The 12501-nt window shown below is 69.9% G+C and carries 9 protein-coding genes and 1 pseudogene; 6 read left to right on the top strand and 4 right to left on the bottom strand.

Annotated elements, in window-relative coordinates; genetic code table 11:
* Positions 1–26 precede the first annotated feature (26 nt).
* Both F4560_RS27450 and F4560_RS46700 read left to right on the top strand, forming a co-directional pair.
* Positions 27–695 carry an alpha/beta hydrolase gene (locus F4560_RS27450; RefSeq protein WP_184924594.1) on the top strand — a complete coding sequence of 223 codons (669 nt, stop codon included), beginning with the start codon at positions 27–29 and terminating at the stop codon, positions 693–695.
* Positions 695–1543, top strand: a pseudogene (locus F4560_RS46700) (acyltransferase family protein); the annotation flags it as partial. The gene F4560_RS27450 and the pseudogene F4560_RS46700, both read left to right, overlap by 1 nt.
* 9 nt (positions 1544–1552) lie before the next feature.
* Here the strand turns inward: F4560_RS46700 and F4560_RS27440 are convergent.
* Together F4560_RS27440 and F4560_RS27435 are read right to left on the bottom strand one after the other, a co-directional pair.
* On the bottom strand, positions 1553–3709 hold the full coding sequence (locus F4560_RS27440) for a phospholipase A2 (protein ID WP_184924591.1): 2157 nt from the start codon (positions 3707–3709) through the stop codon (positions 1553–1555).
* Positions 3710–3812: 103 nt separating this feature from the next.
* The gene (locus tag F4560_RS27435) at positions 3813–4388 is read right to left on the bottom strand and encodes an SACE_7040 family transcriptional regulator (protein WP_312869511.1); all 576 of its coding nucleotides are present in this window, start codon (positions 4386–4388) and stop codon (positions 3813–3815) included.
* 189 nt (positions 4389–4577) lie between these two features.
* Between F4560_RS27435 and F4560_RS27430 the strand changes: the two genes are divergently transcribed.
* The 4 genes from F4560_RS27430 to F4560_RS27415 all read left to right on the top strand — a co-directional run bounded on the left by F4560_RS27430 (position 4578) and on the right by F4560_RS27415 (position 10175).
* The gene (locus F4560_RS27430; RefSeq protein WP_184924587.1) at positions 4578–5366 is read left to right on the top strand and encodes an SGNH/GDSL hydrolase family protein; all 789 of its coding nucleotides are present in this window, start codon (positions 4578–4580) and stop codon (positions 5364–5366) included.
* 121 nt (positions 5367–5487) lie between these two features.
* Positions 5488–7092 (top strand): carboxyl transferase domain-containing protein, encoded by a 1605-nt coding sequence (locus F4560_RS27425; RefSeq protein ID WP_184924585.1) that lies wholly within the window; start codon positions 5488–5490, stop codon positions 7090–7092.
* 5 nt (positions 7093–7097) lie between these two features.
* Positions 7098–9014, top strand: a complete 1917-nt coding sequence (locus F4560_RS27420) for an acetyl-CoA carboxylase biotin carboxylase subunit (RefSeq protein WP_184924583.1) — start codon at positions 7098–7100, stop codon at positions 9012–9014.
* Positions 9015–9017: 3 nt separating this feature from the next.
* Positions 9018–10175, top strand: a complete 1158-nt coding sequence (locus F4560_RS27415; RefSeq protein WP_184924581.1) for an acyl-CoA dehydrogenase family protein — start codon at positions 9018–9020, stop codon at positions 10173–10175.
* 32 nt (positions 10176–10207) lie between these two features.
* On the opposite strand, the gene F4560_RS27410 is transcribed toward F4560_RS27415, so the two are convergent.
* Both F4560_RS27410 and F4560_RS27405 read right to left on the bottom strand, forming a co-directional pair.
* On the bottom strand, positions 10208–10396 hold the full coding sequence (locus F4560_RS27410; RefSeq protein ID WP_221483661.1) for a nuclear transport factor 2 family protein: 189 nt from the start codon (positions 10394–10396) through the stop codon (positions 10208–10210).
* 156 nt (positions 10397–10552) lie between these two features.
* Positions 10553–12421: a PPC domain-containing protein gene (locus F4560_RS27405; RefSeq protein ID WP_184924579.1), complete on the bottom strand. Its 1869-nt coding sequence runs from the start codon at positions 12419–12421 to the stop codon at positions 10553–10555.
* Between the last annotated feature and the right edge of the window lie 80 nt (positions 12422–12501).

The following is a 12501-nucleotide window of genomic DNA, read 5'->3' as shown; positions in this document are numbered from 1 at the left end:
GCTGTGGTCTTCCTAGTTTCGGTGTCATGTCGAAGATCGCGTTGGTGGCGGCGTTGCTGGTCCTGGTTACGCCGGGCGGTGATGTGGCTCCGTTCGGGGTGAAGGTTGCTGTTTATGGGGGGCTGGCGGGGGCTGCGCACGTTGTTGTGGTGGTTCCCGGGTCTGATGTGGACAGTTCTCGGTTCGACGTCACGGTGGGGCGGATGGCGCGTTCGCTGCACGCGGCCGTTGGGCGGGACGACGTCGCGGTGGTGGCTTGGCTGGGCTATCGGACGCCGTCCGGGCTGGGTGTGGACGCGGCGGGTGGGCGGTTGGCTCGGGCCGGTGCCGTTGCTTTGGGTGAGTACGTGCGGACGTTGCCCGGGTCCGTTCACCTGATGTGTCACAGCTATGGGTCGGTGGTGTGCGCGCTGGCACGGCCGTCGGTCGATGACGTGGTCTTCTTGGGTTCGCCGGGGGTTCGGGTGGATTCGGTGGGGTCGGCGCGGGTGTGGGCGGCTCGGGGTGGGCGTGACTGGACGCGGTGGGTGCCGTCGGTGCGGCTTGGGGACCTCGGGCACGGGGTGGATCCTGTCGATCCGGCGTTCGGGGCTCGGGTGTTCGACGTCGGTGACATCGAGCACGACGAGTACTTCCGGGAGGGCACGGTGTCGTTGCGTGCGCTTGGCCGGATCGCTGTGGGTGCGGCGCCGTGATGCGGGATCCGGTGATTGACGCGACGCGGGCGATCGCGATCGTCGGGGTGGTGTTGGGGCACTGGCTGGTGACGGCCGTTGTGCTGACGGGTGACGGGTTGGTGGTGGACAGCCCGTTGCGGTGGATGCCCGAGTTGGCGCCGGTCAGCTGGGTGTTTCAGACGTTGGGGTTGTTCTTCTTCGTGGGTGGGTTCGGGGCGGCGCGGTCGGCGGTGCCTTGGTGGTTGCGGGCGCGGAAGCTTGTGTTGCCGGTGGTGGTGTTGGTCGGGGTTTGGGCTGCCGTCCTTTTTGGACTGTCCTTGCGCGGGTTGCCGCAGCAGACCGTTTCTACTGTCGGGTACCTCGTTGTCACGCCGTTGTGGTTCCTTGCCGTTTACGTCGTGCTGTTGGCGTTCACGCCCTTGGTGTCGCGGCTGGGGTGGTGGGGTGTGGGCTTTGCGGTTGGGTTGGTTGTTTTGGATGTCGGGTGGGTGAACGTGGTTGCGGTGTGGTGGGCGCCGTGGCAGATAGGGGTGCTTGTCGCTCAACGTGGGCAGCGGCGTTCGTGGGGTGTGGCGCTGTTCGTTGTGGGTGCGGGGGCGTTCGCGTTGCTGCTGGGCGCGGGTTATCCGGTCAGTGCGGTCGGTGTGCCTGGTGCGGCGGAGTCGAACTTGTCGCCGCCGTCGGCTTTGGCCTTGGCGTTGGCGTTGGCGCAGGTGGGGTTGGTGCTGGTCTTGCGGCCGTCGTTCCGGGCGCCGGCGGTGAACGCGCGGGCGTTGCCGATCTTCCTGGTGCACCAGAGCGCCTTGCTGGTGGTGACGTTGGTCGGGTCGGTGTTCGGCTCGCTGCGCGGCCTGCACACGCCGCCGTCGGAAGCGCTATGGGTGTTGGAGCGCGGGACGTGGCTGCCGGTGTTCGGGTGCGTGTGCCTGGTGCTGCTTCGGTATCGCCGCGAGCAGGGCGGCCACGATCGTCGCGCCGTGCAGCGCGACCATCGCGGCGGTCGGCTCCAGGACCAGCAGTGGCGGGACGCAGGCCAACGCGGTGAGCAGCCAAGGGCGGCGGTCGTGGCAGGTGCCGGCGCGCGCGGAGTGCAGGAGGTACCAGGCGAGCAGCAGGTGGATCAGGTTCTGCAGCGGGTCGACCTTGAACACGACCAGCGTGCCGCCCGCGCCCGCGAAACCGGTGACGACGAACCCGAGGACGCCCAGCACGCCGTAGCCCGCGCCGAGCGTGACGGCGAGTCGGGTGCGGTGGGTCTCACGGGTGCGGCAGGGGCTCAGGGCGGCGTTGCGCTCGAAGCGGTGGAACACCAGGAGCACCGGAAGGAGGAGCAGCACCAGGACGGCCAGCCAGCGTGGCCGGGTGGAGATCCAGTCGTACGCGACGGGAGAGCTTTCGAGCAGGCCGAGCAGGCCGATCACGGTGGCCAGCACGGTCAGGTAGCCGAGGTAGACGGTCATCGGGGTGGTCCGGGCGAACTCGACCACGCTCCACTGGCGGTGGCCTTCGAGCCAGGTCGTGACGCGCGACCGGAGCAGCATGACCAGGCAGATCTGCGCCAGGCCGAGCACCAGCAGGCAGACGGTGGGCGGGCTGAGGTTCGAACTGCCCTCACCCGGCAGCGACATCATCGTGCGCGGGTAGCCGCCGAACGTGATCAGCGCGAGTAGCGCGGGGACGGCGGCGAGGGCGAGGGCGCTGAGCACCTTGCGCGAGATCCGGTGCAGGCTGCCGTCGGCGTAGTAGAAGCCCAGCTGCTGGAGCAGGAGCGCGCCCAGCACCAGGTTGAGGTAGCCGCCGGTGCGCCACTGGAAGGCGATGCGGGCGAGGTCGACCACGACCATCGCGGCGACGAGTGCGACCGGCGTGACCAGGCGGGCGTTGCGGTGCAGCCAGGCCATGACCGGGGTGGCGACGACCGCGACCAGGTAGACGCCGAGGAACCACAGCGGGTGGGCGATCAGCCGGCCGAACATCTCCACCCTGGACTTGTCCACGTCGAGCAGTTCGAGCGGCAGCGGCAGGACCAGCCAGGCCAGCACGAACGCCAGCACCGGGCGGAGCAGCCAGGAGACGCGGGCGGACAGGTAGCGCCCGTAGCCGCCGTGGTCGGCCTGGACGGCGTGCCAGCTGATGAGATTGGCGTGGCCGCCCGCGAAGTAGAAGACGGGGATGGCTTGCAGCGCCCACGTGAGCAGCCACAGCCAGTTCGCGCTCACGCCCGCCCAGTGCAGCACGGTGAGCATGGACTGGCTGATGATCACCAGGCCGAGCGCTCCCAGCCGGAGGAACGTGGCGTAGCGGTCGCCCGTCACGCGCGGTCGCGGCGCGGGTTCGCGTTCCGGTCTCCGTTCCGGCCGGCGGGGCAGGCGGGCGAGTAAGAGGAAGACGACGACGGCGCTGCCGAAGCCCCAGGCGAGGACCGGTTCGTGGCCGGGCGGGCCCCAGCGCTGCCGCCAGGAGTTGAACTCCAGGCCGGCGGCGTAGAGCTGCGCGGTGGCGTGGCACCGGGTGGCGTGGCCGCGCGGGTTGAGGTCGCACTGGGCGTGCATGTCCTGGGCGAGGCGGGTGTCCAGGGCCTTGCGGGCGTCCTGGCCGAGCGGGCGGCCCTTCTGCTCGGCGTAGCGGAGGAGGTCGTAGCCGAGGTCGTGCGCCTTGCAGCCGGTGCCGAAGTCCCATTCGGTGTTGCCCGCCGGACCCGAGCACCCGCCGTTGGGGTCGATCGCCCGGGTGGTGCCGTCCGGGGCGGCGACCAGCACCGGATGGCGGTTGACCACCTGGTTGAAGTCGGGGGGGAACGCGGTGAGCGGGCTGGTCCCGGCAGGGTTCGTCATCGCCTCGACCGCGTGGGCCGCGGCGGCGACGTCACCGGTGAGCGGGGTGGGGTCGGTGGCTCCCGCCGGGCGGGACGCGATCACGCCGCAGACGAAGACGGCCACGGCGACCAGCGGGAACCTGAACCAGGCGGGCAGGCGGGCGAGCAACCGGAGCCCCGGCCACCCCCCGGTGGTGTTCACCGCCAAGTCGCTCATTGGCAGCCCACGGTACGCGAGTCCTACGTTCAGAACCCGTGAGTCCTACGTTCAGGACCCCCGAATTCAACGCTCGGAACGCGAGGTTCGGACGTTCGGAGCACTACGGCAGGGCGCCGGACAACGACGCCAGGGCCATCTGCGAGAGCAGGGTGGCCATCTGGTCCCGGTCCAGGTGGGCGCTGTGCGGGGTCGAGTTGATCAGGCCGAAGACGGCGTGCGCCGCGGCACGGGCGGTCGGCTCGTCCACCTCGGGCGAGGTCTTGCGGATCATCTCCACCCACACCTCGACGTAACGGCGCTGGAGCGCTCGCACCCGCCGCCGGTCCGGGTCGGTCAAGTTGGCCAGGTTGCGAATCTGCACGGTGATCAACGCGGGGTCGTCCAGCGCGAAATCGACGTGCCACCGGATCAGTTCCCGTAGTGCGTGTTCCGGGTCGCTGGACGCCGCCACCCTGGCCTGGCCGCCTTCCAGCAGCCGTTCGCTGATGGACGTCAACATCTCGCCCAGCATCGCGTCCTTGCTGCGGAAGTGCCGGTACAGCGCCGGCCCGGAAATCCCCACCGCTGCACCGATATCGTCGATTCCGACGCCGTGGAAGCCGTGCCGGGCGAACAGTTCGGCGGCGGCGGCCAGGATCTGGTCCCGGCGGTTTTGCTTCGCTGTCTCGGCTGGCACGCCGCCCATCTTAAACGGCAGGCCCGGCACGCGTAAACGTCCGTTAACCGCGTGGTCGCCGGAAGATCACCAACCGGACCGCGAAACACGTAGTTAACTCTTGACCCACTCTTCTTAAGCAGCCTTACCTGCTGGTAACACTTGACGTGTTCCGCATCACCCTGCGTTGTTTCCCTCCGGGAGGCTCCGATGCGCCTTGTCCGAATCCTGTCCACCGCCGCGCTGGCGTTAGCCGCTTCGCTCGCACTCGTCGTGCCGGCCGAAGCGGCCGGCGCGAACTACGTCGCGCTTGGCGACTCCTACTCGTCCGGAACGGGCACCGGCTCGTACTACGGCGACTCCGGCGGCTGCAAACGCAGCCCGTACAGCTACCCGGCCCTCTGGGCCGCGTCGCACGCGCCGACGTCGTTCAAGTTCGTCGCCTGCTCCGGCGCGAGGACCGGTGACGTGCTGAACAACCAGGTCAGCGCGCTCACCTCGGCCACGTCCCTGGTCAGCATCTCGATCGGTGGGAACGACGCCGGGTTCACCGACGTGATCACCACCTGCACCTTCGGCTCCGACTCGACCTGCATCAACCGGGTCAACCAGGCGAAGGCGTACGCGACGAACACCCTGCCCGGCCTGCTCGACAACGTCTACACGCAGATCCGCAGCCGTGCGCCGTCCGCCAGGGTCGTCGTGCTGGGCTACCCGCGCCTGTACAAGGTGCCGGGCAGCTGCTCGGTCGGCCTGAGCGACACCAAGCGCTCGGCCATCAACTCGGCCTCCGACACGTTGCACCAGGTCATCTCCGCACGGGCGGGCGCCAAGGCGTTCTCCTACCGCGACCTGCGCGGCGCGTTCACCGGGCACGAGATCTGCTCGGGGGACTGGTGGCTGAACAGCCTGTCCTGGCCGGTGGAGGAGTCCTACCACCCGAACCGCAACGGCCAGCGCCTCGGCTACCTGCCGCAGCTCAACGCCGTCACGGGCTGAGCCCTTAGGGCTTGACGTGATCCGAAGGGGGCCGCAGGCGCGGCCCCCTTCGGCTTGTGAACCGGCGTTAACAGGCGCTAACATCTCCTTGGGTTAACGACTGCTAACCGCGAGGAGCCCGATGGACGCCCCGGTGCTGCGCAGCACGGCCGACAAGTCGGCCGACGCCTTCCGGCGCTACCACGACGACCACACCCGGCTCGTCCACGACCTGCGCGCCAAGCTCGGCGCCGCCGCGCTCGGCGGTCCGGAGAAGGCGCGCACCCGGCACGTCGAGCGCGGCAAGCTGCTGCCCCGTGACCGGGTGGACACGCTGCTGGACCCCGGTTCGCCGTTCCTCGAACTGTCACCGCTCGCCGCCGATGGCATGTACGGCGACGAAGCGCCCGCCGCGGGCGTCATCACGGGCGTCGGCCGCGTCTCCGGCCGTGAGGTCGTCGTCGTCGCCAACGACGCCACCGTCAAGGGCGGCACGTACTACCCGATGACGGTGAAGAAGCACCTGCGCGCCCAAGAGGTGGCGTTGCAGAACAACCTGCCGTGCGTCTACCTGGTCGACTCCGGCGGCGCGTTCCTGCCCAGGCAGGACGAGGTGTTCCCGGACCGCGAGCACTTCGGCCGGATCTTCTTCAACCAGGCCACCATGTCCAGCCGGGGCATCCCGCAGATCGCCGCCGTCCTCGGCTCCTGCACGGCGGGCGGCGCGTACGTGCCCGCGATGTCGGACGAAGCGGTGATCGTGCGCGGCCAGGGCACGATCTTCCTCGGCGGCCCGCCGCTGGTGAAGGCCGCGACCGGCGAGGTCGTCACGGCGGAGGAGCTGGGCGGCGGCGAGCTGCACTCGCGCACGTCCGGCGTCACGGACCACCTGGCGGAGGACGACGCGCACGCGCTGCGGATCGTGCGTTCGATCGTCAGCACGCTGGGGCCGCGCGCTCCGCGTCCGTGGCAGGTCGAGCCGCCGGTCGAGCCGGCCGTCGACCCCGCCGAGCTGTACGGGGTCGTGCCGACGGACAGCCGCACGCCGTACGACGTGCGCGAGGTGATCGCGCGGATCGTGGACGGCAGCCGGTTCCAGGAGTTCAAGAAGGAGTACGGCGCGACGCTGGTCACCGGGTTCGCCCGGATCCACGGCCACCCGGTCGGCATCGTCGCCAACAACGGCGTGCTGTTCGGCGAGTCGGCGTTGAAGGGCGCGCACTTCATCCAGCTGTGCGACCAGCGCAGCGTGCCGCTGGTGTTCCTCCAGAACATCAGCGGGTTCATGGTCGGCCGGGAGTACGAGGCGGCGGGCATCGCCAAGCACGGCGCGAAGATGGTGACGGCGGTGGCGTGCGCCCGCGTGCCGAAGTTCACCGTGGTCATCGGCGGGTCTTTCGGCGCGGGCAACTACTCGATGTGCGGGCGGGCGTACTCGCCCCGGTTCGTGTGGATGTGGCCCAACGCGCGGATCTCGGTGATGGGCGGTGAGCAGGCGGCGTCCGTGCTGGCGACGGTGCGGCGCGACCAGCTCGGCGACGCGTGGTCCGCGGAGGACGAAGAGGCGTTCAAGGCGCCGATCCGGCAGCAGTACGAAGACCAGGGCAACCCGTACTACTCCACGGCCCGGCTGTGGGACGACGGCGTGATCGACCCGCTCGACACGCGCATGGTGCTCGGCCTGGCCCTGTCCACGGCGGCGAACGCCCCGATCGAGCCGGTTTCCTACGGCGTCTTCCGGATGTGAGGGCAATGTTCGACAGCGTGTTGGTGGCGAACCGCGGTGAGATCGCGGTGCGGGTGATCCGCGCGTTGCGGCGGTTCGGGATCCGGTCGGTGGCCGTCTACAGCGACGCGGACGTGGACGCGCTGCACGTGCGGCAGGCGGATGTGGCGGTGCGGATCGGGCCGGCGTCGGCGCGGGAGAGCTACCTGTCGATCGAGCGGATCATCGAGGCCGCGGTGTCGAGCGGCGCGCAGGCCGTGCACCCCGGGTACGGGTTCCTCGCGGAGAACGCGGAGTTCGCGCGGGCGTGCGACAAGGCCGGATTGGTGTTCATCGGGCCGCCCGTCGAGGCGATCGAGGCGATGGGTGACAAGATCCGGGCCAAGCTGACGGTCGCCGCGGCGGGCGTGCCGGTGGTGCCGGGGCGGACCGAGGTCGGGATGACCGACGACGACCTGGTGGCCGCCGCCGGTGAGATCGGGTTCCCGGTGCTGCTGAAGCCGTCCGCCGGTGGTGGCGGCAAGGGCATGCGGCTGGTGGAGTCCGGTGACGGTCTGCGGGACGCCATCGAGTCGGCACGGCGGGAGGCGCGCGGGTCGTTCGGTGACGACGCGTTGCTGATCGAGCGGTTCGTCACCAACCCGCGGCACATCGAGATCCAGGTGATGGCCGACGCGCACGGCCGGGTGGTGCACTTGGGCGAGCGGGAGTGCAGCCTCCAGCGGCGGCACCAGAAGATCATCGAGGAGGCGCCGTCACCGCTGGTCTCCCCGGAGATGCGGGACGCCATGGGCACGGCGGCGGTGGAGGCGGCGAAGGCCGTCGGCTACGTCGGCGCGGGCACCGTGGAGTTCATTGTGGACGGTGCGTCCGGCGACTACTTCTTCATGGAGATGAACACCCGGCTCCAGGTGGAGCACCCCGTCACCGAGCTGGTGACCGGGGTCGACCTGGTCGAGTGGCAGCTGAGGGTCGCGGCCGGTGAACACTTGGTGCTCGGTGACTTGACGCTTTCCGGGCACGCCGTGGAGGCGCGGGTCTACGCCGAGGACCCGGCGCGCGGGTTCCTGCCGACCGGTGGCACGGTGCTGGCGCTGCACGAGCCGTCGGACGTGCGGGTGGATTCGGCGCTGGCGGTCGGGTTGGCGGTCGGCAGCGACTACGACCCGATGCTGGCCAAGGTGATCGCGCACGGGTCGACGCGTGAGGAGGCGTTGCGCCGGTTGGACTCCGCGCTGGGGCGGATGGTCGTGCTCGGCGTGACGACGAACATCCCGTTCCTGCGGGCGTTGCTGGCCGATCCGGACGTCCGCGCGGGCGCGTTGGACACCGGGTTGGTGGAGCGCAAGCTGGAGTCGTTGGTGCGGCACGACGTGCCGGACGAGGTGTTGGCGGCGGCGGCGTTGGAGCGGCAGCTCGCCGTGCGCGGTGACGACCCGTGGGAGAAGTCCGGCGGGTGGCGGGTCGGCGAGCACGCGTGGACCAAGTGGCTGATCGACGGCGTCGAGGTCCGGGTGCGCGGCGACGAAGTGTCGATTGCAGACAAAGAACCGTTGCGCCTCACCACTTCCGTCGACGGTACATCGCTGACTGTCGGCGGTCGACGGTATGCAATGGCCCGAGCGGGCAACGTGCTGTGGCTCGGCGCGGACGGGAGGGCCTGGGCGTTGACCGAGACCCTGCCGTCGGAGGCCGAGTCGTCGTCGGCGGCGGGCAGCGGTGGGCCGGTGACCAGCCCGATGCCCGGCACGGTGCTGGTGGTGCGGGTCGGCCAAGGCGAGCACGTGACCGCCGGCCAGCCGTTGTTCGTGGTCGAAGCGATGAAGATGGAGCACACCGTCACGGCACCCGTGGCGGGCGTGCTCACCGAAGTGCGGGTCCAGGCGGGCCAACAGGTCGCGCTGGACGAAACCCTGGCCGTCGTCGTGCCCCACGAGGAGTGAACGATGTTGGACTTCCGCCTTGACGAGGAATACGAGGCGCTGCGCAAGACCGTAGAGGAGTTCGCCCGCGACGAGGTCGCGCCGGTCATCGGCGGGTTCTACGAGCGCGAGGAATTCCCGTACGAGATCGTCGCCAAGATGGGGCGGATGGGCCTGTTCGGCCTGCCGTTCCCGGAGGAGTTCGGCGGCATGGGCGGCGACTACTTCGCGTTGTGCCTGGCGTTGGAGGAGTTGGCGCGGGTCGACTCGTCGGTGGCCATCACGGTGGAGGCCGGGGTCTCGCTGGGCTCGATGCCGCTGTACCGGTTCGGTTCCGCCGAGCAGAAGGCCGCTTGGCTGCCTCAGATGTGCTCCGGCTCCGTGCTGGGCGCGTTCGGGCTGACCGAACCCGGTGGCGGATCGGACGCGGGCGCGTTGCGGACCACCGCGCGGCTCGACGGCGACGAGTGGGTGATCAACGGGACCAAGGCGTTCATCACCAACTCGGGCACGGACATCACCGGCCTGGTGACGGTCGCGGCGATCACCGGGCAGCGGGAGAACGGCAAGGCGGAGATCTCGGCGATCATCGTGCCGAGCGGCACGCCGGGGTTCTCGGTGTCGCGCAAGTACTCCAAGGTCGGCTGGAACGCGTCCGACACGCGTGAGCTGTCGTTCCAGGACTGCCGGGTGCCGGTCGGGAACCTGGTCGGCGAGCGCGGGCGTGGGTACGCGCAGTTCCTCCAGACGTTGGACGAGGGCCGGGTGGCGATCGCGGCCATCGGCGTCGGGCTGGCGCAGGGGTGCGTGGACGAGTGCGTGCGGTACGTGGGCGAGCGCGAGGCGTTCGGCCACAAGATCGGCTCCTACCAGGCGATCCAGTTCAAGATCGCCGAGATGGAGGCGCGCACGCACACCTCGCGGTTGGCGTACTACCAGGCGGCGGCGAAGATGCTGCGCGGTGAGCCGTTCAAGCGCGAGGCGGCGATCGCCAAGCTGGTGTCGTCCGAGGCGGCGATGGACAACGCCCGTGAGGCGACCCAGATCTTCGGCGGCTACGGCTTCATGAACGAGTTCCCGGTGGGCCGGTTCTACCGCGACGCCAAGATCCTGGAGATCGGCGAGGGCACCAGCGAGGTCCAGAAGATGCTGATCGCCCGTGAACTCGGGTTGACGAGCTAGCCGATGCCCAGGCCGTGTCCGGCAGATCGGGTTCAGCTCGCTCGTTCGACCGGCACGGCCGTGTTCTGGTTGGCGGTCAAACGCCACTGGCCGCCCTCCTTGGACATCACGTACATCGGGGTGCCCTCACCCTCCTCGGTCAGCGGCTCGCCCTCCAGGGAGAAGTACCGCCGGCGGACTTTGACCGCGGCCACGTCCGGCCGGATGAAGAGCACGTGCACGACTTCGTACGACTAAACCTCGACCATACTGGAGATCAACTGAAGGTGATCGGGGCAACAGCAGAGCCCTGAGCGCCTGGCACCAGCGAAGACTTCCGAAACACCGCCTGGGCCCGTGCCGGAGTGCGGCACGGGTCCAGCGCGCCGTGCCGCGGGTCAGCCGGTGCCGCGGACGAACGCCCAAGCGGTGCGGTTGACCGTGTCCTGGACGCCGGTGAAGCCCTCGTCAGGGCTCAGCTCCTCCTCGACCAGGTCGAGGTCAGGGTCGTCGGCAGTGCCGCCGAGGCCGTCCGGGCCGACGCCGAACATCACCGCCGGGTTGCCGCCCGGGTCCATGATGCCGTGCACGTCGTTGAGCCCGTTCGTGTGCCAACTGCCCGACATGTGCCCGATCTCGTGGCTCGTGATGTTGCCGACCGCACGGCCGATGAACGTGGTCTTGTCGCTGCCCGCGCCCACGTACGAGTTGAGCGACCACGTCGGCCCCGCCGGTTCGCTGATCACGTCCAGCAGCACCAGCGCGGTCTCCTCACGACCGAAGTTGCCCGCGTCGATCGACTGCGCGACGCCGATCGTGGGAATGCCCGACTCGGCGATGCTGCCGCCGACGACGACGCGGCTGACGTTCGGCTGTCCCCACGGGTCGGCGTGGTCGCGGCTGTTGAGCAAACGCAGCGCGAACCGGGGGTTGGTGCCCTTGGCGATCATGTCCCGTTCGAGGTTCTCCCGCACGGTCGCGATGATCCCGTTGATCAACGCCGATTCGTCCCGCGTGGTGAGGCCCCACCTGGGCAGGAAGGTGGACAGCGGGGAGAGGTCGCGGATGCCGCCACCGGTGCCGTAGATCGCCGTGTTCACCCTGGCGCCGTCGAAGTCCAGGAAGACCGTGTGCACGGAGCCGCGCGGAGCGGTTTCCGTGCCGGGGCGGAACGCTTCGAGCTTGATGCCGTACGGGCCTTCGCCCGCCTCGACGCCGACCCGGTAGCGGCCGTCGCGCGGTGCCACGAAGTCCACGACGGCGTTGCCGCCACCCGGCATCGGCGAGTCGAGGGCGAAGACGGTGGTGAGGTCCTGCTCGGAGCCGAACACCTCGCGGCCCGCCGGGTCGCGCACCGTGAGCAGCGTTCCCCCACCCGAGAGGGCAGCGCCGAGCACGTCTCCGGCACGCAGGTCGAACGAGTAGTAGTCCAGGTCGCCGCCGCTCCTGCCACTGGTGATCCGCAGCTCGTACGGGCCCTCGGTGCGGACGCCGTCACCGGTGCCGGGCGTCTTGGGGTCGCGCGGCAGCCCGATCGGGTCGGAGCCCACCATCAGGTAGAACTCCTCACCCGGCCGGATGGTGAACGTGATGGCCGAGTCGGTGGAGTCGACGGTGTCGGCGTTGTAGTTCCACAGGTTGCCGTCGGGGTCGAACAACGCGAGGACCGTGTCCAGGTCCCCGACCGGCGTGGACGTCCGCACCCTCAACGTCGCCCCCGACGTCCCGCCGGCGAGCCGGTAGAAGTCGATGTCACCGGTGCCGTCACCGGCGCTGCCGTACGGGCCGTCGCCGATCGTGCCGCTGGTGCGCACGGTCTTGCGGACGTCCCCGATGCCGAGGTCGCTCGCGAGGCCGATCGCGTCGTTGGTCTCGGCGAACGGCGGCAGCGTGGGGATCGTCTCGTCCGGCTTGAGGTCGCCGGTCAGCGCGACCTTCGGGTTCGTGTTCCGGCGGGTGCCGAACCCCGCGATGTGCTCGGCCGTCGCCGGTGTGTCGTTGGCGCCGGCGGTGCCCGCCACCTCCCGCTCCTGGTACGGCAACGCGGCCTGCGCGTCGAAGCGTTGGCCGCGTGCCTCCGCCTTCGCCGCCCGATCGCGGGCGACCGCGACCCAGTCGGTCCCGGTCGGGTTCGACGGGAACATCAGCATCGGGTCGGGCTGGATTCGCTGGACGGACTGCTGGTCGGGTGTGGCCGCGGACTGCCCGCCCAGGACGAGCGAGAAGACCACACCCGCTGCCAGCACGCCGAGTAAGCGCTTTGCCATCGTGTTTCCCCCTAAAGCTCCGGATTCCCCAGGAAACCGCGTGGGGGACGACGGGTCCGGGCTTTGGGCGAGGTTGGACC

Origin of the sequence: Saccharothrix ecbatanensis (genome assembly GCF_014205015.1) — a bacterium.
GTDB classification, from domain to species: domain Bacteria; phylum Actinomycetota; class Actinomycetes; order Mycobacteriales; family Pseudonocardiaceae; genus Actinosynnema; species Actinosynnema ecbatanense.
Note: the sequence above shows the minus strand (reverse complement) of the source record. Positions and strands in the feature narration are given on the sequence as shown.

What these genes read in the sequence shown, in the direction of transcription:
- F4560_RS27415 (WP_184924581.1), top strand. Translation starts at nt 9,018, where the DNA reads ATGTTGGACTTCCGCCTTGACGAGGAATACGAGGCGCTGCGCAAGACC.
- F4560_RS27430 (WP_184924587.1), top strand. Translation starts at nt 4,578, where the DNA reads ATGCGCCTTGTCCGAATCCTGTCCACCGCCGCGCTGGCGTTAGCCGCT.
- F4560_RS27405 (WP_184924579.1), bottom strand. Translation starts at nt 12,421, where the DNA reads ATGGCAAAGCGCTTACTCGGCGTGCTGGCAGCGGGTGTGGTCTTCTCG.
- F4560_RS27440 (WP_184924591.1), bottom strand. Translation starts at nt 3,709, where the DNA reads ATGAGCGACTTGGCGGTGAACACCACCGGGGGGTGGCCGGGGCTCCGG.
- F4560_RS27425 (WP_184924585.1), top strand. Translation starts at nt 5,488, where the DNA reads ATGGACGCCCCGGTGCTGCGCAGCACGGCCGACAAGTCGGCCGACGCC.
- F4560_RS27420 (WP_184924583.1), top strand. Translation starts at nt 7,098, where the DNA reads ATGTTCGACAGCGTGTTGGTGGCGAACCGCGGTGAGATCGCGGTGCGG.
- F4560_RS27450 (WP_184924594.1), top strand. Translation starts at nt 27, where the DNA reads ATGTCGAAGATCGCGTTGGTGGCGGCGTTGCTGGTCCTGGTTACGCCG.